22 protein-coding genes and 2 tRNA genes are annotated in these 25,640 nt (G+C 48.0%); 11 read left to right on the top strand and 13 right to left on the bottom strand.

Annotation, left to right across the window (positions count from 1 at the left end; all coding sequences use genetic code 11):
* Nucleotides 1–339: 339 nt before the first annotated feature.
* From H6A28_RS12125 to H6A28_RS12110, 4 genes are all read left to right on the top strand, one after another.
* Nucleotides 340–813 (top strand): hypothetical protein, encoded by a 474-nt coding sequence (locus H6A28_RS12125; RefSeq protein WP_204480589.1) that lies wholly within the window; start codon nt 340–342, stop codon nt 811–813.
* Nucleotides 814–943: 130 nt separating this feature from the next.
* Nucleotides 944–1,939, top strand: a complete 996-nt coding sequence (locus H6A28_RS12120; protein ID WP_204480587.1) for a quinone-dependent dihydroorotate dehydrogenase — start codon at nt 944–946, stop codon at nt 1,937–1,939.
* A gap of 24 nt (nt 1,940–1,963) precedes the next feature.
* Entirely contained in the window at nt 1,964–2,482 is a 519-nt protein-coding gene (locus H6A28_RS12115) for an HD domain-containing protein (RefSeq protein WP_204480585.1), read from the top strand.
* A 175-nt stretch (nt 2,483–2,657) separates the two neighbouring features.
* The gene (locus tag H6A28_RS12110; RefSeq protein ID WP_204480584.1) at nt 2,658–4,196 is read left to right on the top strand and encodes a glycoside hydrolase family 28 protein; all 1,539 of its coding nucleotides are present in this window, start codon (nt 2,658–2,660) and stop codon (nt 4,194–4,196) included.
* A 107-nt stretch (nt 4,197–4,303) separates the two neighbouring features.
* Here H6A28_RS12110 and H6A28_RS12105 read toward each other — a convergent pair whose 3' ends face one another.
* Complete coding sequence (locus H6A28_RS12105; RefSeq protein WP_204480582.1) at nt 4,304–5,569, bottom strand: CobW family GTP-binding protein; 1,266 nt, start codon at nt 5,567–5,569, stop codon at nt 4,304–4,306.
* A 178-nt stretch (nt 5,570–5,747) separates the two neighbouring features.
* Here H6A28_RS12105 and ric point away from each other — a divergent pair, with 178 nt between their 5' ends.
* Nucleotides 5,748–6,476: an iron-sulfur cluster repair di-iron protein gene (ric, locus tag H6A28_RS12100; RefSeq protein WP_204480580.1), complete on the top strand. Its 729-nt coding sequence runs from the start codon at nt 5,748–5,750 to the stop codon at nt 6,474–6,476.
* 85 nt (nt 6,477–6,561) lie between these two features.
* On the opposite strand, the gene hydF is transcribed toward ric, so the two are convergent.
* The 6 genes from hydF to H6A28_RS12070 all read right to left on the bottom strand — a co-directional run bounded on the left by hydF (nt 6,562) and on the right by H6A28_RS12070 (nt 13,473).
* Nucleotides 6,562–7,746, bottom strand: coding sequence for a [FeFe] hydrogenase H-cluster maturation GTPase HydF (gene hydF / locus H6A28_RS12095; protein WP_204480578.1), 1,185 nt, complete (start codon nt 7,744–7,746; stop codon nt 6,562–6,564).
* 28 nt (nt 7,747–7,774) lie between these two features.
* Nucleotides 7,775–9,193 carry a [FeFe] hydrogenase H-cluster radical SAM maturase HydG gene (hydG, locus tag H6A28_RS12090; RefSeq protein ID WP_204480577.1) on the bottom strand — a complete coding sequence of 473 codons (1,419 nt, stop codon included), beginning with the start codon at nt 9,191–9,193 and terminating at the stop codon, nt 7,775–7,777.
* Nucleotides 9,194–9,207: 14 nt separating this feature from the next.
* The gene (hydE, locus tag H6A28_RS12085) at nt 9,208–10,254 is read right to left on the bottom strand and encodes a [FeFe] hydrogenase H-cluster radical SAM maturase HydE (RefSeq protein ID WP_204476860.1); all 1,047 of its coding nucleotides are present in this window, start codon (nt 10,252–10,254) and stop codon (nt 9,208–9,210) included.
* A 3-nt stretch (nt 10,255–10,257) separates the two neighbouring features.
* The gene (locus H6A28_RS12080) at nt 10,258–11,736 is read right to left on the bottom strand and encodes a 4Fe-4S dicluster domain-containing protein (RefSeq protein ID WP_204476862.1); all 1,479 of its coding nucleotides are present in this window, start codon (nt 11,734–11,736) and stop codon (nt 10,258–10,260) included.
* Nucleotides 11,737–11,805: 69 nt separating this feature from the next.
* On the bottom strand, nt 11,806–12,345 hold the full coding sequence (locus tag H6A28_RS12075) for an FHA domain-containing protein (protein ID WP_204476864.1): 540 nt from the start codon (nt 12,343–12,345) through the stop codon (nt 11,806–11,808).
* 18 nt (nt 12,346–12,363) lie between these two features.
* Entirely contained in the window at nt 12,364–13,473 is a 1,110-nt protein-coding gene (locus H6A28_RS12070; protein WP_204480575.1) for an SPOR domain-containing protein, read from the bottom strand.
* A 116-nt stretch (nt 13,474–13,589) separates the two neighbouring features.
* Here H6A28_RS12070 and H6A28_RS12065 point away from each other — a divergent pair, with 116 nt between their 5' ends.
* A complete protein-coding gene (locus tag H6A28_RS12065; protein WP_204480573.1) occupies nt 13,590–14,378 on the top strand; it encodes a DUF4738 domain-containing protein in 789 nt (262 codons plus the stop codon).
* A 131-nt stretch (nt 14,379–14,509) separates the two neighbouring features.
* Here the strand turns inward: H6A28_RS12065 and yihA are convergent, their stop codons facing one another.
* A complete protein-coding gene (gene yihA, locus H6A28_RS12060; RefSeq protein ID WP_204480572.1) occupies nt 14,510–15,121 on the bottom strand; it encodes a ribosome biogenesis GTP-binding protein YihA/YsxC in 612 nt (203 codons plus the stop codon).
* A 109-nt stretch (nt 15,122–15,230) separates the two neighbouring features.
* On the opposite strand from yihA, the gene recR reads away from it, so the two are divergent.
* The 3 genes from recR to H6A28_RS12045 are packed head-to-tail and all read left to right on the top strand — an operon-like array spanning nt 15,231 to nt 16,863.
* Entirely contained in the window at nt 15,231–15,848 is a 618-nt protein-coding gene (gene recR, locus H6A28_RS12055; RefSeq protein ID WP_204476872.1) for a recombination mediator RecR, read from the top strand.
* Between the two features lie 18 nt (nt 15,849–15,866).
* Nucleotides 15,867–16,325, top strand: a complete 459-nt coding sequence (locus H6A28_RS12050; RefSeq protein ID WP_204476874.1) for a hypothetical protein — start codon at nt 15,867–15,869, stop codon at nt 16,323–16,325.
* Between the two features lie 4 nt (nt 16,326–16,329).
* Complete coding sequence (locus H6A28_RS12045; protein ID WP_204476876.1) at nt 16,330–16,863, top strand: GNAT family N-acetyltransferase; 534 nt, start codon at nt 16,330–16,332, stop codon at nt 16,861–16,863.
* Nucleotides 16,864–17,113: 250 nt separating this feature from the next.
* Here the strand turns inward: H6A28_RS12045 and H6A28_RS12040 are convergent.
* From H6A28_RS12040 to H6A28_RS12020, 5 genes are all read right to left on the bottom strand, one after another.
* Nucleotides 17,114–17,188 (bottom strand) — tRNA-Pro (locus H6A28_RS12040).
* A gap of 35 nt (nt 17,189–17,223) precedes the next feature.
* Nucleotides 17,224–17,298: transfer RNA gene (locus tag H6A28_RS12035), tRNA-Pro, on the bottom strand.
* A 127-nt stretch (nt 17,299–17,425) separates the two neighbouring features.
* Nucleotides 17,426–19,516 (bottom strand): alpha/beta hydrolase family protein, encoded by a 2,091-nt coding sequence (locus H6A28_RS12030; RefSeq protein WP_204474120.1) that lies wholly within the window; start codon nt 19,514–19,516, stop codon nt 17,426–17,428.
* Between the two features lie 182 nt (nt 19,517–19,698).
* On the bottom strand, nt 19,699–21,555 hold the full coding sequence (yidC, locus tag H6A28_RS12025) for a membrane protein insertase YidC (RefSeq protein WP_204474016.1): 1,857 nt from the start codon (nt 21,553–21,555) through the stop codon (nt 19,699–19,701).
* 29 nt (nt 21,556–21,584) lie between these two features.
* On the bottom strand, nt 21,585–23,183 hold the full coding sequence (locus tag H6A28_RS12020) for a CTP synthase (protein ID WP_204480570.1): 1,599 nt from the start codon (nt 23,181–23,183) through the stop codon (nt 21,585–21,587).
* 337 nt (nt 23,184–23,520) lie between these two features.
* Here H6A28_RS12020 and H6A28_RS12015 point away from each other — a divergent pair, with 337 nt between their 5' ends.
* Nucleotides 23,521–24,987, top strand: a complete 1,467-nt coding sequence (locus H6A28_RS12015; RefSeq protein ID WP_204474012.1) for a DUF3078 domain-containing protein — start codon at nt 23,521–23,523, stop codon at nt 24,985–24,987.
* A gap of 28 nt (nt 24,988–25,015) precedes the next feature.
* Nucleotides 25,016–25,636 carry a TRIC cation channel family protein gene (locus H6A28_RS12010; protein ID WP_204474118.1) on the top strand — a complete coding sequence of 207 codons (621 nt, stop codon included), beginning with the start codon at nt 25,016–25,018 and terminating at the stop codon, nt 25,634–25,636.
* Nucleotides 25,637–25,640: the final 4 nt, after the last annotated feature.

Below are 25,640 nucleotides of genomic sequence, written 5' to 3'. Positions count from 1 at the left end.
TAAAGAACGATTCAGATGCCATAAATTCGGTTTCGAAGATATGGTGATTCTTATTGCTTGTGGATTACACAACTTCAGAATCACGCACAAAATGAGTCATATAATAAATTAATCTATATAAAGTCTAATAAGTATAACAAATATAGATCTGCTGAAAGTGATGGAAGTGATGGCATATATTCATATTATTTAGACAATACAAATGCTTGTTCATTAACTGTAACGTATGATGAGTCAAAAGGAGGTGAAATGTTTTGGTATGTAGGACTTATGTACACAAGTTTTTACTATCTTGATAATTCTTCTGAAGAGCATGATAACGAATTATAATATTGAACCATGAGAGAAAACAAAGGTTGTCTTTATGTTTATTTAAAATATTTGTTTGTTGCGATTATAATAATGATTGCATCACATTATATAAGTGGGGCGTTTAACATCAGTACAGATAAATGGTACTATTTTCCTATTCTATTATTCCTTGCTTCAGCGATTGCATTTGTATTGTTTGTTTTGAATTTTTGTACAAACTTTGTCATTGGATGTATAATACAAAATGAAAAGATTAATTATATCCTATCTTTTATTTTTACTTCTTGTGCTTTACTGTTTACTATGTCAATCGGAGGAAATGGCGGGAAAGACGAAAAAACAGATAAAGAGATAGCAGTCTATATATGTACAGGACCTAACTCGGAGGTATTCCATAAATATAGTGATTGTAAAGGTTTAAGTCGATGTTCTGGAGATGTGATACGGGTACCATTGGATGATGTTATTAGATACAGGAGACCATGTAAAATTTGCTATTAAGTATGAGTAAGTTACATTTTTGCTGATTAGATAGTAGAGAACAAGATTGGTAATAGGGGATAACTTTTTTTATGAGGGAATTTCAGGGAGATGTCGTACTTTTGCGCCACGAAACTAAAAAATTACGATTATGTACAAATCCATTCTTCGTCCTTGGTTGTTCCGTATCGATGCGGAAAAGATTCACAACCAGATTATTTCTTTGCTTCATGTGTATCGTCATCTTCCGTTGGTGAAAGGAATGATACGTGCTTACTATCGTCCGAAGGCAGCTCCGTTCCAATGGCGGAATCTGACTTTCTGCAATCGGGTGGGCTTGTCTGCTGGGTTTGACAAGGAAGCAAGTTGCTTTGACGAACTGAGTGATTTGGGTTTCGGATTTCTGGAAGTCGGAACGGTGACTCCGGAAAAAGTGGCTGGAAATCCTGCCCCGCGTATTTTCCGTTTGCCGGAAGACCATGCATTGGTGTCGCGTACGGGTTTCAACAATCCTGGAAAAGAAGTCGTTCTGAAAAACTTGCAACGTAAGCGGGAAGGAAAATACATTTTAGGAGTTAACATCAATACTAATACACCGGCTGACGGTGAACGGGCCGCAGCGGATATTACAAGTTTGTATGAGGCGTTCAGTCGGTATGCAGATTACTATACGATGAACTGGGGCAGCATGACTCCTGAAGTGCTGGCAGGAGTGCTGGAAGCGCTTGAAGCAGACAGACAGCGTTTGGAAAAACCGGTATTTCTGAAACTTCCGGCCGATGTGCCTTTGGAGAAATTGGAGGGTATCATTACCTTTGCGAAGAAGCATCATCTGGATGGGTTTATTGCCACGGGACCGACTCAAGACCGTTCGCTGTTGATTCATTCCAGTCAGGCAGAGGTGACTCAGGTAGGTGCGGGAGGTATCAGTGGACTTCCGGTCATCCATAAGTCGGTGGAGGTGATGAAATATTTGTCGGCTCATGCCCCCAAAGAGATGTTGTTGATTGGTGCCGGAGGAGTGATGACGTCACATGAGGCAGAGATGATGCGACGGGCAGGGGCTCATCTGGTGCAGGTATATTCAGCCTTTATTTACGAAGGTCCCGGCATCATCAAGCACATAGCTGAGGCATGCAATGAATAAAGAGAGGATTTAGAACTACAAGATATGGAAACAAACGAGAAAAAAACAGCCGACTGGCAGTTGCATGAATTGTCAGACCGGATGGTGACCTACAATGAGGGTGACCCGAAACGGATACAGCATCTCATTAAGGTGCATTACTTTGCCCGGATGATTGGTTTGTCAGAGGGATTGGATGCGGCTACACAACTGATTTTGGAAGCGACCGCCATTGTACACGATATTGGTATCCGGATTTCTGAAAAGAAGTACGGAGTGTGCGACGGTAAGCACCAAGAACAGGAAGGTCCGGCGGAGGCCCGGAAATTGCTGACCGAGATGGGCACCTTCTCTGAAGCACAGATTGAACGGATATGTTGGCTGGTGGGACATCACCACACGTATGATTGTATAGAGGGAATGGATTATCAGATTTTGGTGGAAGCCGATTTCCTGGTCAATATTTATGAAGACAGCCTGCCGGTAGAAGCTGTTCGGAAGGTACGGGAAAAAATCTTCAAGACAAAGGCGGGCCTGTCATTGCTCGACAGAATGTATTTGTAAGCAAGGCGGAGGCCGTTGAATGGCGTCTTTTGGGGGCAAGCAAAGTGTCTCAAAAAGACGCTTTTTTTATGGGTTTAAGTGAAAAAATTTAGTGGATACAGCTATTTTATAGACGGATGATAGGGTGGTTGTCTGATGAAATGTGTATTTTTACCCGTAAATAGACAGATATACCATGAAAAAACAAACCTTGTTTCTTGTTTTGTGTGGCCTGTTCTCGTGGACGAATACGGCTACGGCAATTGAATATAATGTGCTCCGGCACGGAGTGGTGGGCGATGGAAAAACACTGAATACGGATAGCCTGCAAGCGGCTATCGATAATTTGCATGTCTCAGGAGGCGGTCAGTTGTATTTCCCGGCCGGACGGTATCTCACCGGTAGTTTGCAGTTGAAATCGAATGTGATGCTTTACCTGGAGAAGGAGGCGGTGCTGTTGGGAAGCACGAGTCCGTATGATTATCCGGGTTTCAGCACGGAGAAGGAGCTGAAGGTGAACGATGACCATTTTGACCAGGCACTGATTTATGCGGAAGGAGCTGAAAATATTGGTATCATGGGAGAAGGATCTATCGATGGACAAGGCCGAGAACTGGCCTTGACGATTGATAGTCTGCATCATACGGGAGAGTTGGTGGATAAGCATTATAACACATACCGCAAGCGTCCGAATACGCGTCCGAAACTTCTTTTCATTCGTGGATGTCGTGGGGTGGAGATTCGCAATGCCCATCTCCGAAGCAGTGCCGCGTGGGGATTGTCGTTCTCTTTGTGCACTGACCTTACTTTGGACAGTCTGCATGTCGAAAACCGGGCTTATTGGAACAACGACGGGATTGACATCAGCGATTGTAAGAAGGTGCGTATTTCGAACTGTTACATCAATTCAGCTGATGACGGCATTTGCTTGAAGTCGCACAACCGGGGGGCTTGGAATGACGATGTCTCTATTTCCAACTGTCACATCATCAGCAGTGCCAGCGCCATCAAGTTTGGCACGGAATCACTCGGCGGATTCAAGAATGTGAAGATTGACCGTATCTGGGTAAAGGATACTTACCGTTCGGCCATTGCCATTGAGTCGGTCGATGGAGCGGAGATTGAGCATGTACAGGTATCCAATGTGCATGCGGTGAACACGGGCAATGCGATTTTTATTCGTCTGGGACATCGCTCGGGAGACCAGCCGGGGTACTTGCGTCATGTGTCTATTAAGAATGTATATGTGGAAGTGCCTTTTGGCCGTCCGGACCTTAATTATGACTTGCGGGGACCTTCGGTGACGTTCTTCCATAATCCGTTCCCCAGTTCCATTTCAGGCATACCAGGGCATGACATTGAAGATGTGACGTTGGAGAACATCGAGATTGTGTATCCGGGCCGTGCTACGCGGGGAATGGCTTACATGTCGGTGAGCCGGTTGAAGGATGTGCCTGAAAATGAAAAGGGATATCCGGAGTTTACCATGTTTGAGGAACTGCCTTCATGGGGATTTTATGTGCGCCATGTGAAAGGGATTCAGATGCGTCACATCAAGCTGCGTTTGCAGGAAGATGATTTCCGTCCGGCTTTTGTGTTCGACCGGGTAAGTGATATTCGTCTGACGGGGATTGACTTGCCGGAGAACAAGCAGGCAAGGCAGGTGGTCTTGCGGAAATGCACGTTGCAGGAAGTGGATACCACCGCAAAGAACCAGTTGCAGGAGGTAGATTGAGCAGCGGCTGTAAAGGTCGATAATATATAAGGTGAAAAAAGTATGCCTTCCTGATGCGCTTGACCGGCGGATTCAGGAAGGCATATTTTTATTCAGTTCGTTTCAAGTTATTCCAGACAAGCATCCAGGTCTTTTATCAGCTGTTCCTTGTCGAGGTGCTGGCCGATGAAGACAATCTTCTGCATGCGGTCACCGTAATGCTCGTCCCAGTCTCTCACCAGTCCGGGTTCGCGTTTCATCATTTCAATGAGTTCGTCTTCGGGCATGGTGGCATACCAGAGTCCGGCTTCCGTAATTTGTTTCTGGCGTCCGGCCTGTTCGAAGAGGTACGACATGTCACGGTTGTGGGCAAAGTAGCATACCCCTTTGGCACGAATCACGTTGCGCGGCCATTTGGTGGCCAGGAAACGGTCGAACTTATGGATGTCGAAGGCCGGACGGCGGTAATATACAAAGCTGCTGATACCGTATTCTTCCGTTTCGCCTTCGTCATGATGATGCTCGTGGTCGTGATGATGATGTCCATGTTCGTGTTCATGTTCTTGCGCCTCGTGCTCGTGGTCATGATCGTGTTCCTCATGATCATGGTCATGGTGATGTCCTTCGTGGGAATGGGCTTCGGCCTCTTCTTCCTCGGTCACCGGACGTTCTATTTCGTGAATCCAGGCTGCAGAAGTCGCTACCTTTTCGTAGTCAAAACGGTGGGTACCGACAATCTTGTTCAAATCCACTTTCGCATAGTCACATTCGATGATTTCTGCACGGGGCTGGATGTTACGGATGATGCTTCGGATACGGGCCAATTCTTCCGGGCTGACTTCAGAAGCTTTGTTCAGCAGGATGGTAGAACAGAATTCTATCTGCTGAATCAGCAGGTTGGCAATGTCCTCTTCTTCCAGGTCCTTGCGGGTCAGTTCCTTGCCACAGTCAAATTCGCTTTGCAGGCGAAGGGCATCGACCACCGTCACGATGTTGTCGAGGCGGCAGGTTCCGTATTTGGTATAGGCTCCGCCCAGCTGGGGAATGGAGCAGATGGTACGGGCAATAGGTTCCGGTTCACAGACCCCACTGGCTTCGATGACGATGTAGTCGAAACGCTGCATTTTCATCAGCTCGAAAATCTGTTCGATGAGGTCGGTGCGGAGGGTACAGCAGATACAACCGTTCTGCAGGGCCACGAGGCTGTCTTCTTTCTGGCCCACGATACCGCCTTTCTGAATCAGTTCTGCATCGATGTTGACTTCACCGATGTCGTTCACGATGACGGCAAACTTGATTCCTTCGCGGTTGCTCAGCAAATAATTCAATAAAGTGGTTTTCCCGCTTCCCAGATAACCGGTGAGCAGGAGTATAGGCATGTCTTTTGTTTTCATCTTACTGTTCTGTTTTTTTTACGTGCCTGCAAAGGTAGTGTTTTTCTGCATACGGTGTCACTTCTTTTCCGCAGAACACGGGTTTAACTTTCGTTATAGGTTGGTGTCACATAGGTGACAAAGTTTCTGGAGTGTGGGGACTATCTTTGCACCCGTAATCAATAAAAAAGAAAAGAATATGGAAACGAAAGATTGGAAATATACGAGTGTGGGACAAATTGTAGCCGATGACTTTGCCGCAGCGAAAGTGTTCAAGAAATATGGCATCGACTTCTGCTGTCATGGCGAGGTGACGTTGGAAAAGGCTTGTGCTGATTTGAACTTGTCGGTGGAAGAAGTGGAGCAGGCATTGACGCGTCAGGAAGAGGCTGGGAACGGACGGATTCCGTTTGCTTCATGGCCGCTGGACTTGCTGATGGATTACATCCTGAAGATACACCACCGTGGCATTCGTGCCAATGGACCGGAGTTGCTGGCGTTGCTGGAAAAGGTGGAGCGTGTGCATGGGGAAGCACATCCGGAGCTGCACGAACTGAAAGCACTGGTGAGCGAGTCGCTGGAAGATTTGGAGATGCACTTGCAGAAAGAGGAGAATGTGTTATTCCCGTATCTCTATGAGCTGTATGCGGCGAAGGAACAAGGACAGCGTATGGCACCGATGCATTGTGGTACGATTTCCAATCCTATCCGAGTGATGAAGATGGAGCACGAAGGAGAGGGGAACCGCTACTTGCACATCATTCAGTTGACGAATCATTTCTCCGTGCCTCAGGATGGCTGTGGCAGCTACCGTCTGCTGATGCAGGAACTGGAGGCGTTTGTGGATGCTTTGTTCGAGCATATTCATTTGGAGAACAATCTGCTCTTTCCACGCTTTGAAGAGATTGAGCGAGTAACGGTGTATTAATCTTTAGTAGTATGAATGATATGAATGAAAAGGAGTGCTGCTTACCGGAAGGTAAGTGGCACTCCTTTTTGTATAGAAGAATGTATTAGTAATCTATCTTATTCAGAATACCCGCCAAGTAGGCAATGGTCACTCCGTAGTTGGTCATGGGAACCTGCTGGGTGCGGGCTCGGTCAATGCGGTTCAGCACATATTTTCGGTTGAACATGCAGGCCCCGCAGTGGATAATCAGGTCGTACGGGGTCAGGTCTTCTGGAAAGTCCGTGCCTGATACGATGTCGATTTGCAGGCTTTCGCCGATACGCTTGCGGAGCATGTTCGGAATTTTTACCCGCCCGATGTCTTCTGCCAGCGGGGCATGTGTACATGCTTCGGCAACCAGTACCCGTGATTCCGGGGTCAGCCGGGCAATGGCATTGGCTCCTTCCAGGTAGTAGTCGATGTCGCCTTTGTATTGGGCAAAGAGGACGGAGAAGGAGGTAAGCCGGCTTTCGGCTGGTTTCTTGTCATACACCGTGCGGAACACCTGTGAGTCGGTAATAATCAGTTTCGGCGGACGAGCCAGAGCGGCCAGCATGGCATCGATTTTGTCGGTGGTACAGCTCATCACCAGGCATTTGCGGTCCAGCAGTTCCCGGATGGTTTGTACCTGCGGCAGGATGAGGCGGCCTTTGGGGGCCTGGATGTCCTGCGGCATGACCAGCATGACGGTGTCGTTTTCTTCCACCAGCCGGCCTACGATGCCTTGTGCCATGGTTTCATCCGGCAACTTGTTCCGGAGGCTGCGCAGAATGTCGTCCAGCCCTTGTCCGGTGAGGGTGCTCACCAGCAGGGGTACCTGTCCACATTGCTTTTCAATTCGGCGCATGGTCTGCTCGGCGTCGGGCAGTTGGTCACATTTGTTCAATATCCAAATGATGGGTACGTTCTTTTCCTTCAGCAGGTGCTGCCAGTGCAGCTCCTCTTCCAAATGGTCGTCGGTGCAGACCATCAGGGCAATGTCGGTCTTTTCCAGCGCACGCTGTGTCTGTCGGATGCGAAGTTCGCCCAGTTCGCCTTCGTCATCAAATCCGGCCGTATCGATGAATACGCAAGGACCGAGGCCATGGATTTCCATGGCCTTGAAAACCGGGTCGGTAGTCGTGCCGGGAATTTCCGACACAAGGGCCGTGTCCTGATGCGTCAGAGCATTGATCAGCGACGACTTTCCGGCATTACGTTTGCCAAACAGACCGATGTGCAGTCGGTTGGCACGGGGAGTATCGTTCATACGTCTAATCAGTCTTTAAGTCCTACATTTAGAAACGGAAGTCGCGCTTCCCTTCGGCAATTCGTTCCAGATTTTCCAACGCTCTTTTGCGGATGGCGGGATTGGGAATCTCTTCCATCTGCTTGCGGATCATGTCTTCTGCCAAACGGCGTGTTTCCGGTGAGGCATAGTCATAAAGATATTCCTGAAGCGTCATCAGGGCATTGGGCGCACAACAGTTGGCAATTTGTCCGGTCTTGACCAGCGACATGAAACGGTCGCCCGTACGTCCTTCGCGGTAGCAGGCCGTACAGAAGCTGGGGATATAGCCCAGTTTCAGCAGCCAGGCCACGATTTCATCCAGGCTGCGGTGGTCGCTCACGTCGAACTGGGCCGAGTTCTCTTCCGGCAGTTCTTCGGTTGCATAGCCTCCTACGCTGGTGCGGGAACCTCCGCTGATTTGTGATACACCGAGGGCCAGCACCTTCTCGCGTGAACGCTGCGATTCACGGGTAGAGATAATCATACCGGTGTAAGGCACACTGATACGGATCACAGCGACAATCTTCTGGAATATCTCGTCGGAGATGGCATTCTCGAAGGTCGAGGCGTCAATGTCGTCGGCCGAGCAGATACGGGGCACACTGATGGTGTGCGGGCCTACGCCGTAGGTTGCTTCCAGGTGTTCAGCATGCATCAACAGTCCCACAAAATCGTAGCGGTAGGTGTTCAGGCCGAACAATACGCCGATGCCCACGTCATCAATACCTCCTTGCATGGCGCGGTCCATGGCCTCCGTATGGTAGGCATAGTTGCTCTTCGGACCTCTGGGGTGAAGTTTCTCGTAGTTCTCCTTGTGGTAGGTTTCCTGGAACAGGATATAGGTGCCGATACCGGCTTCCTTCAAACGGCGGTAGTTTTCTACCGTAGTGGCAGCAATGTTCACGTTCACCCGTCGGATGGCGCCGTTTTTGTGCTTGATGCTGTAGATGGTCTGGATAGATTCCAAGATGTATTCAAGCGGGTTGTGGATAGGGTCTTCGCCAGCTTCCAGTGCCAGACGTTTGTGTCCCATGTCCTGCAAAGCGATGACCTCGCGGCGGATGTCCTCCTGCGTCAGTTTCTTGCGGGCAATAGTCTTATTCTTTGCGTGGTAGGGGCAGTAGGTACAGCTGTTCACGCAATAGTTCGACAAGTACAGTGGGGCGAACATCACGATGCGGTTACCGTAGAATTTCTGCTTGATTTCACGGGCCAGATGGTAGATTTCCTCCACCAGTTCCGGGTCGTTGCATTCCAAGAGTACGGCGGCCTCGCGGTGGGAGAGTCCCTTGCACAAGCGAGCCTTTTCAATGATGGAACGTATCAGTTCCTTGTCCTGGCTTTTGCTTTGGGCATATGCCAGGGTATCCAGAATTTCTTCGTGGCAGATAAATTCTTCTGCCTTTTGAGAATCAATCTTGTACATAGTTGTAATGTAGGTTATAATGTCTTGCCGGGATAGTCTCCGCGGCTTTTATCTATTTCATATCCGATGGCTGCCAGCCGTTGTGCCAGCAGGCGCAATCCTTCGGCGGCTTCCGAACCCATGGAGGCTTTGTGATCGTACAAGGCATATTTCTTCCGTTGTTCCACCGGCGAAAGGTTGGGCATCACCACGTTACCGCCTGCCAGTATGCCTTTTTCCCGTCCGTCGGGCGTGAGGCTGGCCAGTGCGGTGGTCGAAGGAATCAGTGCCTGCGGATGCATTAGCCGGAAAATGGAGAGCAACGTCAGAGTTTGTGTCAGGTTTCCGGGTGGACAGGAAGCAAAGGGGGTGTCGTGATGCGGCAGGAAAGGTCCGATGCCAATCATCTGAGGGCGGAACTGCTCAATGAAAAGAATGTCTTCCACCAAGTTGTCGACGGTTTGTCCCGGACTTCCCACCATGATGCCGGTTCCTGTTTGGAATCCGATGCGTTTCAGGTCGTCCAGGCATCGCAAACGGTTGGACAGTGACATGCTGTCGGGATGCAGTCGGCGGTAATGGGCTTCGTTGTGCGTTTCGTGGCGTAGCAGGTAGCGGTTGGCTCCCGCCTGAAAAAAACGTTCGTAGGAGACAGTGGGGCGTTCACCGAGTGAAAGGGTGATGGCCACATCGGGAAATTCCGTCCGGATAGCAGTCACTATTGAGGTGACCCGTTCATCGGTCATATAGTTGTCTTCGCCTCCTTGCAGTACGAAGGTGCGGAATCCCAGTTCATATCCGTGCCGGCAGCAGGCCAGAATGGTCTCCTTGTCCAGTCGGTAGCGTTCCAGGTGGCGATTGCTTCTCCGGATGCCACAATACAGGCAATCGTTATGACAGCAGTTGCCTACTTCGATGAGGCCGCGAATATAGATTTTATTGCCAAAATGGCTTTGAGCCACCTCTCGTGCCTTTTGCATGAGAAAGTCGAGGTCTTCCCCCCGGCACTCCAGCAGAAGGGTACGCAATTCACCGGGAGCCAGTGTCTGCTCCCGGTAAAGGCGTTCTATTAATTCTTTCATGGATTATTCTTCCTGATGGCTGTTTTCGTACTTGAGGGTACGTTTCAGCAAATCCTGGTTCAACTGGCGTTTGCCGGCTACCGGATCGTTGTGTGCGCTCGGACCGGTCACGCATCCACCTTCACAGGCCATCATTTCAATGAACTGTGCATCTACCTTACCCGTCTTGGCATACGCACGGAGCACACCGATATTTTTCTTCGTGAAGTCGGAGAACTGCATGATCTTGATGCCATTGGCTTTCGGACCCAGGTAAGCTTTTACTGCTCCAGCTACACCGCCAGCCTGTGCGAATCCGTGCGCCTCGCAAACTGATTCGTAGGCTACCTTGTACGGATTGGCTTTTTCCAATTCGATGCCCAATCCGCGGAACATCGGGTGGAGTTCTTCGAAGGTCAGCACATAGTCCACACATTCGTCGCGCTGTGCCTCTTTTCGTTTGGCGATACACGGGCCGATGAAGACTACCTTGGCATTCGGATATTTCTGTTTGGCGATGCGGGCTGCGTAATACATCGGAGAACCGGTGCTGGATACATAAGGCTTCATGGCCGGAATATGCTTGTTGACCAGCTCGATGTACGATGGACAGCAGGAAGTAGTCATGAATTTCTGTCCTTCTTCCAGCTTTTCGAGCAATTCGTGTGCCTCGTTGCTGGTAGTATGCATGGCTCCTTCAGCCACTTCAATTACATCGGCAAAACCCATTTCTTTCAAGGCTCCGTACACTTGGTCGATAGTGGCGTTGAACTGTCCCAATACAGACGGTGCCGGGATGGCAATCATTTCTTCACCCTTACGGAGGGCTTCCAGTACGTCGAATACCTGAGAAATTTCGAAAATGGCGCCGAACGGGCAGGCGTTCAAGCACTTACCGCAGTAGATACACTTGCTTTCGTCGATGTGCTCAATGTAGTGTTCGTCCTTGCTGATGGCTTTTACCGGACAAGCTTCTTCACACGGTACCGGAATGTAGACGATGGCGTGATACGGACAGCTCTTGTGGCAAATACCGCAGCTGATACACTTGTCATGGTCAATGCGTGCCTGACCGGTTTTCTTGTCGAAATGCACGGCACCTTTCGGACAGTTCATGTAGCAACTTCTGGCTACACAGCCTCGGCAAAGGTTACTTACCTCGTAGTTTACCTGTACGCAGGAAGAACAAGCCTCGTCGATGACGCAGAGAATATTTTCCTTGATTCTCTCTTTGCGGGCCAGTGTCTTGCGGGCATATTCAGAAAGGGGAGTCAGCTCGTCCGTTTCGTCGGTCATATCCCAACCCAGCAACGGGAGCAATTTATATTTAGTCACGGCACGTTCCTTGTGGATACAGCAGCGTCCCACCGGTTGTGAACGGCGCGGGCTGATTTCCAAAGGAATGCGGTCGATTTTCTCTACTAATTGATTTTCTTTCCATAAAGCAACCAGGTTTTCCAGCAGTTTGTGCCGGACAATCATTACGTTGTTTGTAAAAGCCATAATTGAGTAAAAGGTTTGTTAGTGTAATATAGTTATCCTAAATAGTCTGTTTCAGAAAATTAGCGGAGATTATTCTTTCGTTTGTCCTTCTGCCGCTCTCAGAATCAGAGTCGTGGCACCGAGGGTGATGACAGCTCCGTCTTCAATACGGACGCGGTCCTTCGGGCCAAGTATTTCGTTCATCAGAAAAGTCCCCGTGATACTGTCGTTATCACGAAGCGTATAAATGATTTTTCCTTGCTTGTTTTTTTTGACGTTGATGTAGCAGTGACGGCGGTCCAGGCTCGGGTCGTTGCTCTCGATGGGAATGTCAATGTCATTTCCCTTGCAACGGCGTCCGATGAGGTTATCACCTTCATGCAGCGGCAAAACCTGTTTATAGGCAAATACATTTTCTACGGCCAGAATGTTACCGTAATCCTGTACGCCTTCCTTTTCATCTACCACCTCTTCCTTGCGGTTGGCTGCGTTCAGTTTGGATTTGCCGATACGGATGCTGAACTGCTTCTTGCAGTTGTCACAAATAAAGACGAGTGACTGTCCTTCTTTATATTTGGTTTCATCGAACTGGATGAAATTGTCACATTTGGGGCATCTTACTCTTTTCATTTGTTTAAAAAAGCGTATTTATTTTGAAGTGAAAACCCAGGCGCTTTTAAATTCTTCCTGGTTGCGCAATTCTTGTACTTTCTTATAGGCTTCTCCCGAGTTGGCGTACCCGTCGAGTGCCACACGGAATCGTCCGTCGGTTTCCAGTATTTTGCAATTCGGGTATCCTTTTTTTTGCAGTCTTTTCACTTCCTGCTGTGCATCGTTGTGGGTGGTCAGACTGGCTACAATGATGTAAGCCTTTTTCTTTCCTGTAGCTATGGCAGGTGCAGGAGTGGCTGCCGGTTGGGCCGGTGCAGTCTTTTTTACCGCAGGTTGAGTCTCCTTTTGGGCTGCCGGTGCTGCGGCAATTTTTTCCGTTTTGACTACAACAGGCTTTAATGTATTGACATTGTTACGCACTCGCTGGGCCTTTTTCTGCTTCTGGGCTTTCTTTTGCGGAGCAGTCTGTGATGTCGTCTGTATGCTGGTGGCTACCGACTGGTTACGGATGGCATCAAACATGCTGAACGAACCGAGGGAAGCATAGTTGGCATCGTCCATGTAGGTATTTTCTACCGGAACAGACAATACGAAGAACAAGCATACGGCGGCTGCAATAGCTACTACGTTGCGTGTGAAATGACGCAGAGAGAAATGCCGTTTTTTCTCATTGGCAGGACGGTTGATTTCTGGAAGTTTGTATTCCTTCGGTTCGGTTGCGGGAAGTGCTTTCAACGCAGGCAGCGTGAAGGTTTCCAGTCCGTACAGTCCTGGGGTAAAGAAAGAAGAGGAAGCCGGTTCAAAAGTATAGCCTCCATTCATATTATAATAAATTGTACCTACATGAGGCAGGATGACCTGTCCCTGCTGGTACAACTGGTCTTTCATTTCTGTGACTACCTTTTCAATCCGGCGGGTTGCATCGGGAAAGTCGGTGTTATAAGCCTGCATGTACGACTGGACCAAGAGTCCGTCGTTCATTACCAGTTGCGGATTGAATCCAACGGTACGGCGCGGCGGCTGAAATTCTCCCGTTGGGGAAATGACAGCCTGCTGTCTGTGGGCAATAAATCCTCCTAAGCCGGGAACGATGACACAATCGTTTTCCAGCAGTAATACTTCTATGTGTTTTGCCAATTCAATCATAATGCAAAAATAATACATTTTTCTTTTACGTGGGGCATCTTTAAAGGAGCATTTTTCGGTTGGAATTTAAATTTGTTGTATTTTTGCCGCCGGTAAATGTAGAAATCCATTGACGCATGAAAAAAACAGGCTTGATAATGCTTTTAGGGGGGATGGGCCTGATGGTAGGATGTATATCTCCTCAGCAGAAGGAAGCGGAAAAGCAGGAAGAAGACCAGGAGGCCATGCAGTTGCTGCAGGGTATCTGGCTGGACGACAATACGGAGGCTCCCTTATTTAAAATCCAGGGCGACAGTATTTATTATGCCAGTCAGATCAATGCTCCCATGCCTTTTAGCGTGCGTCATGACACGATGACCATTCACAGTGCCCGTCCGATTTATTATTTCATAGAGGAACAGAAAGCGTACAGCTTGCGCTATCGTACCTCGAGAGGGGAAGTGGTCAGTTTACACAAAGCCGAGTCGGACACGCTGTCGTTCGGAACGGTGGTACCTGTGCGTGAAACGGAGAATGAAGTGTATCAGAAAGATTCGGTCATCCTGTATGGGGGAGAACGCTACAGAGGCTATGCTTATATCAATCCTACCAAGAAACGGGTGACACTGTTAAGCGTCAATGAGGAAGGACTTCCGGTAGAGAATATATATTACGACAATATTATTCATATTTGTGTGTACAAAGGAAAGGAACGGCTGTTTTCCAAGGATATCAAGAAAGAAATGTTTGAGCGTGTGGTTCCAGCTGATTTTCTGAACAGTGCCATTCTGAGCGACATGGATTTTGTGAAAGTGGATGGAAACGGATATCGCTATGTGGCTACGCTTTGTATTCCCGACGGTGCTTCGTGCTACAACGTGCGGCTGGATGTGAGCAAAGAGGGAAACATCGTATTTTCCCGTTGAGCGTGAATTTAGCTTTATTCATTATAGTGGATTGAAAAATCCTCCTGCATGCGATCTTCTAATAAAGACTCATGCAGGAGGATTTTTTTATGCTGTTTGATTGTCTACTTTTTGACAAGTTATGCAAACGCCTATTCAGTTTGTTCCTGAAGGGAGCGGTTGATTTGTTCGATGTAGTTCAGGATTTCTTCTCGTCCCGTTTTCTTCTCAGAAGAAGATACGAAATACGGAGGCAGTTCTTCCCATTGCTCTTTCAGTTTCTCCAGGTAACGGCTGACATTGCTTTTGGTCTTTCCCGCACTTTGCTTGTCGGCCTTGGTGAAAATCAAAGCGAAGGGAATGCCATTTTCGCCCAGCCATTCGATGAACTCCAGATCGATGCGCTGAGGGTTCAGACGACTGTCTACCAGCACGAAAAGGCAGGTCAGTTGCTCCCGTTCCAGTACATAATATTCAATGAGTTTCTGGATTTTCTCCATCATTTTCTTTCCCCGCTGGGCATAGCCATAACCGGGAAGGTCTACCAGATACCATTCCTGGTTGATGAGAAAATGGTTGATGAGCAAGGTCTTTCCCGGCGTGGATGAAGTCATGGCCAGTTTGGGATTCTTGGTCAGCATGTTGATGAGACTGGATTTCCCCACGTTGGAACGCCCGATGAAGGCATATTCCGGTAAATGGGTCTGTGGGCACATGTCGGCCCGTGAGTTGCTTACGACAAACTCTGCGCTGGTAATGTCCATAGGTTGAAATTGAGTTGTTTGATGCAAAGGTAATCGTTTTTCTCTTTCCCTGCATACAGCCAAAGGATTTTATCCGTATTTTTGCCTTCCGTAAATAAAGAAAACAAGCATGAATCAACAATATCCTTCCGTTTTATTGGAAAAGGCAGTGGGAGAGTTTGCCAAGCTTCCCGGTATTGGGCGGAAAACGGCCATGCGGCTGGTCTTGCATCTGTTGCGCCAGGATAATGCTACGGTAGAAGCGTTCAGCAATGCCATTTCCACGCTGAAAAAAGAAGTGAAGTATTGCAAGGTGTGTCATAACATTTCCGATACGGACGTGTGCCGTATCTGTTCCAACCCTTCGCGCGACGCGACCACGGTGTGTGTGGTGGAGAACATACGCGATGTGATGGCGGTGGAGAACACCCAGCAGTATCGTGGACTGTATCATGTGTTGGGAGGGGTAATTTCACCCATGGATGGCATCGGTCCTTCCGACCTGGAGATAGACAGCCTCGTGGAGCGGGTGAAGTCAGGCACCATCAAAGAGGTGATTTTGGCACTGAGCTCTACCATGGAGGGCGATACGACCAACTTCTACATTTTCCGGAAACTGGCCGGATATGATGTGAAGATTACGATGATTGCCCGTGGAATCTCCATCGGCGATGAATTGCAATATACGGACGAGGTGACACTGGGACGCTCTATTGTGAACCGTGTGGCATTTACCGGAACCCTTTAATTCATAGAAAAGAAACACATGGAAAAGAAAATCATTCGTTTGCTCCGTTTGCTGAAGGTAGAATTCGCCTTATTCTGGATACTGACAGCAGTGTGGTGTGTATTGTATGAGATGGATATCCTGCTTCAGGGAAGCCGGGTAGGGGATGCGCGTGCCGAATACATCTTGCAGACGGTGGGGATTCTGCTGGCAGTCTGCATGATACCGTTGTCGTTGCGTATGTTCAGCTTGTCACTGGTACGACGGGTCCGTGAGTTGTCATTGCCGGAAGCGTTGGTGAGTTACCGCCGCTGGTGTGAAATTCGCCTGGCTCTGTTGCTGGCTCCGGTATTGTTCAACCTGACGGTGTATTACTCTACGTTCAACCTGACCAGTCTGCTGTGTGTGGGTATGTTGCTGGTGGCTTCACTCTTCTGTGTGCCGGGCCGCAGCCGACTGATGCGGGAACTTGATTTGGAACAGGAAAAGGAGGAATAATAGGATGGAACAGACATCAAAGTTGTCACAGGAGACTATCCGCCTTCGGGCCCCTGAACCGGAGGATCTGGAGGTGATGCTTTCGTTTGAGAATGAGGCGGAGCTTTGGGAACTGGGGACAGCTACGGGGCCGTATTCTCGTTATCAGATGAAACGCTACATTGCCGAAAATCAGAATGACGTGTTTGTGGATGGTCAGTTACGGTTGATGATTGTGTGTAATACCGGTGAAGTGGGCGGGATGATTGACATCTTTTCGTTTGATGCGCGTCATAGCCGTGCAGAAGTGGGACTGGTGGTGCGGAAAGACTTACGAGGAAAAGGAATCGGAGGAATGGCACTCACATTGCTGGAATCGCATTGCTTCGGGTTACTTGGCCTCCATCAGTTGTATGCCTATATCCCAGTGGGGAATACGGCAAGCCGGAAATTGTTTGCGGCGGCAGGTTACACGGAATATGGTGTCTTGAAGGATTGGATACGAGTGGGCAATTCTTTTCAGGATGTTTGCTTGTGCCAGAAAATCAATCAGTTATGATATTTGTAGACTTTGTTGGAAAGTCGTGTGGAAAAACGTCCTTACGTTTGCTCTAAAACGTAAGTGCGTTTGGAGGAAAACGTAAGGACGTTTTATATCAAACGCACTTGCGTTTCAACTGAAACGTACTTGCGTTTTGTTTAAAACGCAAAGGCGTTTTTTGGGGGGGGAGAAAGGCCTTCGGATATCTTCGAAAAACCTCAAAAAAGAAAGGCAACTCATCACATCGGATAAGTTGCCTCTCTTCTTGTCGGGGTAGCGGGATTCGAACCCACGACCCCCTGCTCCCAAAGCAGGTGCGCTAACCGGACTGCGCTACACCCCGAACATTTGTAATAACTTTCACTTTTTTGACTTCTGTCGGGGTAGCGGGATTCGAACCCACGACCCCCTGCTCCCAAAGCAGGTGCGCTAACCGGACTGCGCTACACCCCGAAGTGTCTTTTTCAAAAGCGATGCAAAGGTAGGGCTTTTTATTTTAATATGCAAATCCGGGCACCTCTTTTTTGCGTATTTCAGGGAAAAAACGCCGTAAAAAAGGTGCCCGGAAAGGTTTTAGGGCTTATTTCTGCGGTTTCAACCAGCGGTCAAGCCAGTTGAAGAAAGTGCGTTGCCAGAGAATACCGTTCTGTGGTTTCAATACCCAGTGGTTTTCGTCCGGGAAAATCAGCAGTTCGGCAGGGATGCCTCTCAGCTTGGCGGCATTGAAGGCAGCCATTCCCTGTGAAGCCAGGATACGGTAGTCTTTCTCGCCGTGGATGCAGAGAATCGGGGTATCCCATTTATCTACGAACAGATGGGGAGAGTTGGCGTAGCTGCGCTGTACGGCCGGGTTGCTCTTGTCCCAGTACGGGCCACCCAGATCCCAGTTGGTGAACCAGAGTTCTTCAGTTTCGAGGTACTGCTGTTCCATGTTGAAGAAACCATCGTGGGCAATGAAGGCTTTGAAGCGCTTGTTGTGGTGTCCGGCCAGCCAGTATACTGAGTAACCTCCGAAGCTGGCTCCCACGCATCCCAGACGATCTTTGTCCACGTAGGGTTCCTTGGCGATGTCATCGATGGCACTCAGGTAGTCGTCCATGCAGTGGCCTCCGTAGTTGGTGCTGATTTCTTCCAGCCATTCCATGCCGAATCCCGGCAGACCGCGGCGGTTAGGGGCGATGATGATGTAGTCGTTGGCGGCCATGATCTGCAGGTTCCAACGGTAGCTCCAGAACTGGCTGACAGGGCTCTGCGGACCTCCTTCACAGAACAGGAGGGTAGGATATTTCTTGTTCGGGTCGAAGTTAATCGGATAAACTACCCATGAGAGCATGTCTTTTCCGTCGACGGTCTTGGTCCAGCGGGGTTCAACCTTACCCAGTTTCAGCTGGCTGAAGATGTGGTCGTTTTCTTTTGTGATACGGGTTACCTCGTTTTTCTTTTTCAGGTTGACCGTAAACAGTTCATCGGCTTCGCTCAGAGAGTGGCGGGTGGTGAGCAGTTGCTTGTCGTTCAGCATGGCCACAGAAGCATAGTCGTACATACCGTCGGTGAGCTGTTTTACCTCACCTTTCAGATTGGTGCTGTGAATCATGCTGGTGGCATGCCATACGCCGGTGAAGTAGAGGGTCTTGTTGTCAGGTGCCCAGCAGTAGCTGTCCACGCCCGACTGGAAGGCTTCGGTCACGTAAGTTTTCTTTCCGCTGGTCAGGTCCATTACACAAAGACGGTTGCGGTCGCTTTCGTATCCGTCGCGTTCCATGCTTTGCCAGGCGATGTTCTTTCCATCGGGAGAGAACTGCGGGTTGGTGTCGTAACCCATGTTCTTGTCGGTGGCATCTTCTTTGCAGAGGTTGCGGGTCTGTTTGGTTTCTACATTATATAAATAGATGTCCGAATCAGTGGATACGGCATAAGCCTGTCCGGTTTTCTTGCGGCAAGTGTAGGCCACAGACTTGGAGTCGGGGCTCCATGCAAGCTGTTCGATGCCGCCGAAAGGTTTCATCGGTGATTCGTAGGGTTCGCCGGCCAGAATGTCGGTGGCTTCGCCTACTTTATTGTCGGTGAAGGAAGCCACGAACGGATGGGGAACGGTTTCAACCCATTCATCCCAGTGCTTGTACATCAGGTCATCGATGACTTTTCCGCTGGCCTTGTCCAGGTCGGGGTATTTGTCGACAGTACGTTCACCGTATTTTACCTGTGAGATGAAAAGCACCTTGGTGCCGTCGGGAGAGAACTTGAATCCGTCGATGCCACCTGCGTAGTCAGAGAGCTGCTGGCGTCCGGTTCCGTCGGGATTCATTTCCCAGATCTGTCCTTTTGTGATGAAAGCCAGTTTACTTCCGCCTTTAATCCATGCCGGTTCGCCTTCGCTGTCGGAAGAGGTAGTCAGCAGCTTGTTGTCGGAACCGTCAGCATTCATTACGTAGATCACCTGGTGACCTTTGTTCTGCTTTACGCTGTAGTAGGAGACGGTGTAAGCAATCTTTTTTCCGTCGGGAGATACACAGGAACTTCCGATACGTCCCATGGCCCACAAGGTTTCCGGAGTCATCCGTCCGTCTTTCACGGTAATTTCCTGCTTGCCGATGAAAGGCGCGTCGGTTCCTTCTGCCTGAACGGCAGCCATCGGAGCCGAGGCCATCAGTACGGCCGCAGTCATGTTCATTAAATCTGTTTTCTTCATGTTTTTATTTTTAATTTTAGAGTATGCGAGTCTTTGTGCAGGTTTCTGTCGTGCAAAGGTAAGATAATAAATGGAAATAAGAGAAGGCAAAAAGAAAAAGAGCGGAACGAAAGGTTTTCGATTGCCTTTCTGTTCCGCTCTTTCTGCTCCCTTTCAGGATATTTTTATTTCTTCTTGTTCATATGTTCCTGACGTTCCTTCTGTAAGCGTTCCTGCTCTTTCTGCAGGGCTTCCAGTTTGGCCATCAGTCCGCTGGTCTTCTGCTGTGAAGGTTCCTTCTTGTTGGCTTCCAGCTGGGCGAGCAGCTTCTTCTCGTCAGTCATACGGCGCATGATCCACATGGTAATGATACCAATCAGACCGGAGATGAAGTAGTAGTAGCTCAATCCGGATGCGTAGTCGTTGAAGATGAAGAAGAACATCACCGGCATGATGTACATCATCCATTTCATGGCAGCCATCTGTGGGTTGTTGCCCATATCCTGCTGCTTCATCATGATAATCTGGTTCAAGACTGTGGTGATGCTGAACAACAGACAGAATAAACTCAGGTGGTTACCCAGCAACGGGATGTGGTAGCTCCAGCTAATCAAATCATCGTATGCCGAAAGGTCGGTTGCCCAAAGGAATCCTTGCTGACGAAGCTCGATGGCGTTCGGCACAAAGAAGAAGAGAGCCATGAACACCGGTGTCTGCAACAGCATCGGCAGACAGCCTCCCATCGGGCTGACATTATACTGTCGGTAGAGGGCCATGGTTTCCTGCTGTTTCTTCAAGGCATCTTCCTGTTTCGGGTATTTGGCATTGATTTTATCCACATACGGTTTCAAGGCGCGCATCTTGGCCGAAGAGATGAAGGACTTCCAAGTGGTAGGAAGTACCAGTATCTTCACAATGATGGTCATGAGCAGGATTACCATACCCATGCTCAATCCCCAGCCTGACAACCAGTCGAAGAGGTTGATGGTGAACCAACGGTTGATGAGTCGGATAATCGGCCATCCTAAGTAGACCAAATCTTCCAGTTCCTGGTCTTTGTCCTTAAAGCTCAAATCGTTGCTGGCAAGCAGCGTCTTGAAGTGGTTCGGACCGAAGTAGAACTGCATGTGTGAGGCTTTGGCACCTGTTGGGTCGAAAGCCGTTTTCATGTCTGCAGAGTAGTTCTTCATGTATCCGCTTCCTTTTTCTTCCATCTTGGACTCGAGGGTGGCGTTGTTGAAGTTCTGTTCTGCCATGAAGACACAAGAGAAATACTGGTTTTTGAAGGCTACCCAGTCGAGTGCTTCTGGAACAGTTTCCTGTGCATCCTTTGTTTCGCTCAGGTAATCGAAGCTTTCGTCTACTGGCTTGTAGGTCAGCGAAGTGTAACGCTGTTCAAAATTGTAACCTTTTTCCATCTGACGAGCTCGTTGTTTCCATTCGATGCTCATTGTCTTGGTAGAAGGAGAGAAGAAATTCTGCAAGCCGCTGGCCTGGATGGTAAAGTCTACCATGTAGGAGTTTGGCAGCAAGCGGTAGTTGAAATCCAAGTGTCCTCCGTTAGCCGCATTCAACCGCATGGTGACGGTAGAGTCGGTCACATTGGTCGCTTCGAAATACATCTGGTCGCTGAGAATGTTTTCATTCTTTCCTTCAAAACCGAAGCTTATGGAAGCATCCTTCCCGTCAAAAAGAACGAGGGGTTGCTTCTGTTGGTCTTTATACTCTTTCAGCATGGCTTTGCTTACCCGTCCACCTTTGTTGGAGAAGGTCAGTTGCACTAGATCATTTTCCAGTACAGTGAACTGTTCCGTACCTTGTGCAGACTGGAAGAAAAGGGAAGAACTGTCGGGACGTGCAGCTTCAATGGCTGCAGCGGCTTTTTGCTCCTGTACTTTTTCCTGTTGCTTGATGACCTGCTGGATAGAGTCTTGATAGTGCTGTGCGCGTGCTCTTTCTTCCTGGCTGGGGCGGTTGTAGATACCAAAACCTACAATCACTGCTCCAATCAGGACAAAGCCCACTAACGTGTTTTTGTCCATTTCTGTTTTTTTACAATGTTATTTTTGACTTACTTGTTGATAGCTGCCTTGATGAAGGACAGGAACAACGGATGGGGTTTCAGTACCGTACTGCTGTATTCCGGATGGAACTGAGTACCGATGAACCATTTCAGCGTCGGGATTTCGATGATTTCCACCAAATCAGATTCCGGATTGATACCCACGCACTTCATGCCGGCCTTTTCGAATTCTTCCTTGAAGTTGTTGTTGAATTCGTAGCGGTGACGGTGGCGTTCCTGAATATGTTCACTCTGGTAAGCCTGATAAGTTTTTGAAGTCGGGTCGATGACACATTCGTATGCTCCCAGACGCATGGTACCTCCCATGTTGGTGATGGATTTCTGTTCCTCCATGATGTCGATGACATTGTGCGGAGTCTTTTCATCCATTTCTCGGCTGTTGGCATCGGCATAACCCAATACGTCACGGGCGAATTCAATAGCCATGCACTGCATACCCAGACAGATACCGAAGGTCGGGACATTGTGTGTGCGGCAGTATTTGATGGCAATGAATTTGCCTTCGATACCACGCTGGCCGAATCCCGGACAGATGATAACCCCGTCCATGTCTTTCAGTTTCTCTTCTACATTTTCTTCTGTGAGGTTCTCACTGTTGATAAAGTGGATGTCGGCTTTGCGGTCGTTGTAAGTGGCTGCCTGTGAAAGGGCTTCGAGGATGGATTTGTAGGCATCCTGCAAATCGTATTTTCCTACCAACCCGATCTTTACGATCTCAGTAGCATTGTGACGACGGTTCAGGAAGTCTCTCCACGGACCGAGAGTCGGAGTTTCGCCTACCGGAAGTCCCATCTTTTCCAAAATAGTGGCATCGAGTTTCTGCTCCTGCATGCGCAAAGGTACTTCGTAGATGGTTGGCATATCCATTGACTGGATCACGGCGCTTTCGTCTACATTACAGAACAAAGCAACTTTCTTGCGCAGGTTCGTGCTCAGTTCGTGCTCGGTACGAAGTACCAGAATATCCGGCTGGATACCTACTGACTGAAGTTCCTTTACAGAGTGTTGGGTCGGTTTGGTTTTCAGCTCACCGGCAGCAGCCAGATAAGGTACATAAGTAAGGTGTACGCACAAGGCGTTTTTACCTAATTCTCTTTTCAACTGGCGGATGCTTTCGAGGTAAGGGAGTGATTCGATGTCGCCCACTGTTCCTCCAATCTCGGTGATGACAAAGTCGAATTTGTACTTGTTGCCCAACAGTTTGACGTTGCGTTTGATTTCGTCGGTGATGTGAGGGATAATCTGGATGGTTTTGCCCAAGTAGTCACCCCGGCGTTCCTTGTCGATTACACTCTTGTAGATACGGCCGGTGGTAATGTTATTGGCTTTAGTAGTCTGGATACCCAGGAATCGTTCATAGTGTCCCAGGTCAAGGTCGGCTTCATGTCCGTCTACGGTTACGTAGCACTCTCCGTGTTCATAAGGGTTCAGAGTTCCCGGGTCGATGTTGATATACGGGTCGAACTTCTGGATGGTTACGCTGTAGCCTCTGGCCTGCAGCAACTTACCAATAGATGATGAAATGATTCCTTTTCCCAGTGAAGAGGCTACACCACCTGTTACGAAAATATACTTTGTTTCTGCCACAATATGAATATTTAAAAATTAAATTCCACTAAAACCGTAGGGCTTTCCTTTGTGTGATAGAAAACCGTTACGGGAATCACCTGAAACTGCTTTTCTTTTCAGATGTGAAGAACTACTTCTTCAAAGTTGCAAAATTAGTAAAAAAAGCCGAACCCACAAAAGTGGAGGGGGTAAAACCTTATTTTGACCGAAATATCTGTCTGGCTGGGGAGTTTACACAGATGATTTAAACAAAGAAGGTGGTTTATTTGTTTATTACACAAATACTCCTAGTTAAAGTTCTATTCTTTTAGAAATAAATCGTACTTTTGCACGAAATTGAAGAATAAAGATAAAAATGAGAAAGACAGGTTTGTTTGTGGTATTGTGTATGGTGTGCAGTGGGTTGGCTGCACAGCAGTTGGAAACTTCTTCAAATTCAAATGTGAGACAAGAAAAAGTAGACTCGCTTCAGCGTACTATTCCGTCTGTAGTAGTTCAGGAAACAGCTCAGAAAGTGAGAGCAACGGGCGTTAAGAAACCTGAGTCCTCGATGGAAGTGCAGAAATTCTGGCAGATATTGCAGGATTTCCGTCAGGGCTATGATGCTCAGCTGGAACGTTGGGATGATATTTATTTGTTGATTACAGGCATCCGTTCAAATCCCGACTATTATAAGCTGTCCATGCCAGCTACGTATTACGATGCTCCCATTGAGCAGGCATTCAGTATTTCGGACTGGAAGCCGGTAATACCTTTTATAAAAGAGGATACTCTTAAAAAGCAGTTACCTCAGCTGAAAGACTTGCGTCATTCTCAGCAAGTGGATAAGTTTGTCAATCGTCAGTTGCTTTCTTTCTATTTGGAGTATCCGAAGCTGGTGAAACAAAATGAAGATAATCTGGAAGGATTGAAGCCTATTTATGGTGAAGTCTTGGTGGATGAACCGAAAAAGGAAAACCTGCTCGAAATGATGCAGAATAATGAATTGCCTAATCAGGTGACTGAGAAGGATTTGTTGGTTATCAAGCCTAATTTCTGGACGTTTGGCGGAAACGGTTATCTGCAATTCTCGCAGAACTACATTTCAGATAACTGGTATAAAGGTGGTGAAAGTACGAAGTCTTTGCTGTCTGGTTTTACTTGGCAGGCAAACTATGATGACAAACAACGCATTCAGTTTGAAAATAAAATAGAATGGAAACTGGGCTTTATTACGGCTCCTTCTGATACGGTACATAGTTACAAGGCTAATAACGACTTGCTTCGTTTAAGTTCTAAGCTGGGTTACAAAGCCTTCAGTACTTGGTATTATACGTTGTCTGCGGAATTTAAGACACAGTTCTTCTCGAATTATGACACCAACTCTGATAACCTCGTCTCTGCATTTTTCTCGCCGGCAGAATTGAACGTCGGTCTCGGTATGGACTACAAGTTTGTGAAAGACGGTATATGTAATTTGTCTGTGTTGATTAACCCGATCAACTACACATTGTATAGTGTGGCCAGCGATAAGGTTGACCCGACTAAATTCAATATTGAGGAAGGGCATAAACGGGAAAGCGTATGGGGTTCCCGTCTGGAATCTACCTTGAAGTGGAAGGTCTTTTCCATGTTGATGTGGGAGTCTCGTCTTTCTTATACCACAAACTATGAGAAAGTCTTGGCTGAATGGGAAAATACCTTTACTTTCTCTATCAATAAATACCTTTCTACGAAACTGTTTGTACATGGCCGTTTCGATGATGGCGTGTCACGTGAAGTAGGCGACAGCTATTTCCAGTTGCAGGAATTGCTTAGTTTTGGTTTGAGTTATACTTGGTGAAAATTTTACTATGACTACTTTTTTTCAGATACCATCGTTTGTAACGATTCTTGATTTTGTGGGGACTTTTGCGTTTGCTATCAGTGGCATACGCCTTGCTTCAGCCAAACGTTTCGATTGGTTTGGGGCTTATGTGGTAGGGTTGGCCACAGCCATTGGTGGAGGAACTATCCGTGACCTTTTACTCGATGTGACTCCCACGTGGATGACCAATCCCATGTATTTGATCTGTACCGCTTTAGCCATGTTTTTTGTTATCTTGTTCGGGAAGTATGTGATTCGTTTGAACCATACATTTTTCCTGTTTGACACCATTGGGTTGGCTTTGTTTACTATTGTTGGTTTTAGTAAAGCTTATGCCTTGGGATATCCTTTTTGGATTGCCATTATCATGGGCAGTATTACGGGAGCGGCTGGCGGAGTGTTGCGTGATATCTTTATCAATGAAATCCCTTTGATATTCCGTAAAGAGATTTATGCCATGGCTTGCGTGATTGGTGGGTTGGTTTATTGGATTTGTTTGGTGTCTGATATGGATTCGGTCCTTTCCCAGATAATTGGTGGAATTACAGTATTTATTACTCGTATTCTGGCTGTGAAGTATAAGATTACCCTTCCTATATTGAAGGGTGATTCTGAAAATCCCTGATACC

The organism is Bacteroides mediterraneensis (assembly GCF_016900355.1).
Lineage (GTDB): Bacteria > Bacteroidota > Bacteroidia > Bacteroidales > Bacteroidaceae > Phocaeicola.
The sequence above is the reverse complement of the archived record's forward strand: the minus strand, read 5'-3'. Positions and strand labels throughout refer to the sequence as shown.

Excerpts from the sequence above, each read along its gene's own strand:
- H6A28_RS12125 (WP_204480589.1), top strand. The coding sequence starts at position 340 with ATGAGAGAAAACAAAGGTTGTCTTTATGTTTATTTAAAATATTTGTTT.
- H6A28_RS12120 (WP_204480587.1), top strand. The coding sequence starts at position 944 with ATGTACAAATCCATTCTTCGTCCTTGGTTGTTCCGTATCGATGCGGAA.
- H6A28_RS12115 (WP_204480585.1), top strand. The coding sequence starts at position 1,964 with ATGGAAACAAACGAGAAAAAAACAGCCGACTGGCAGTTGCATGAATTG.
- H6A28_RS12110 (WP_204480584.1), top strand. The coding sequence starts at position 2,658 with ATGAAAAAACAAACCTTGTTTCTTGTTTTGTGTGGCCTGTTCTCGTGG.
- H6A28_RS12105 (WP_204480582.1), bottom strand. The coding sequence starts at position 5,569 with ATGAAAACAAAAGACATGCCTATACTCCTGCTCACCGGTTATCTGGGA.
- ric (WP_204480580.1), top strand. The coding sequence starts at position 5,748 with ATGGAAACGAAAGATTGGAAATATACGAGTGTGGGACAAATTGTAGCC.
- hydF (WP_204480578.1), bottom strand. The coding sequence starts at position 7,746 with ATGAACGATACTCCCCGTGCCAACCGACTGCACATCGGTCTGTTTGGC.
- hydG (WP_204480577.1), bottom strand. The coding sequence starts at position 9,193 with ATGTACAAGATTGATTCTCAAAAGGCAGAAGAATTTATCTGCCACGAA.
- hydE (WP_204476860.1), bottom strand. The coding sequence starts at position 10,254 with ATGAAAGAATTAATAGAACGCCTTTACCGGGAGCAGACACTGGCTCCC.
- H6A28_RS12080 (WP_204476862.1), bottom strand. The coding sequence starts at position 11,736 with ATGGCTTTTACAAACAACGTAATGATTGTCCGGCACAAACTGCTGGAA.
- H6A28_RS12075 (WP_204476864.1), bottom strand. The coding sequence starts at position 12,345 with ATGAAAAGAGTAAGATGCCCCAAATGTGACAATTTCATCCAGTTCGAT.
- H6A28_RS12070 (WP_204480575.1), bottom strand. The coding sequence starts at position 13,473 with ATGATTGAATTGGCAAAACACATAGAAGTATTACTGCTGGAAAACGAT.
- H6A28_RS12065 (WP_204480573.1), top strand. The coding sequence starts at position 13,590 with ATGAAAAAAACAGGCTTGATAATGCTTTTAGGGGGGATGGGCCTGATG.
- yihA (WP_204480572.1), bottom strand. The coding sequence starts at position 15,121 with ATGGACATTACCAGCGCAGAGTTTGTCGTAAGCAACTCACGGGCCGAC.
- recR (WP_204476872.1), top strand. The coding sequence starts at position 15,231 with ATGAATCAACAATATCCTTCCGTTTTATTGGAAAAGGCAGTGGGAGAG.
- H6A28_RS12050 (WP_204476874.1), top strand. The coding sequence starts at position 15,867 with ATGGAAAAGAAAATCATTCGTTTGCTCCGTTTGCTGAAGGTAGAATTC.
- H6A28_RS12045 (WP_204476876.1), top strand. The coding sequence starts at position 16,330 with ATGGAACAGACATCAAAGTTGTCACAGGAGACTATCCGCCTTCGGGCC.
- H6A28_RS12030 (WP_204474120.1), bottom strand. The coding sequence starts at position 19,516 with ATGAACATGACTGCGGCCGTACTGATGGCCTCGGCTCCGATGGCTGCC.
- yidC (WP_204474016.1), bottom strand. The coding sequence starts at position 21,555 with ATGGACAAAAACACGTTAGTGGGCTTTGTCCTGATTGGAGCAGTGATT.
- H6A28_RS12015 (WP_204474012.1), top strand. The coding sequence starts at position 23,521 with ATGAGAAAGACAGGTTTGTTTGTGGTATTGTGTATGGTGTGCAGTGGG.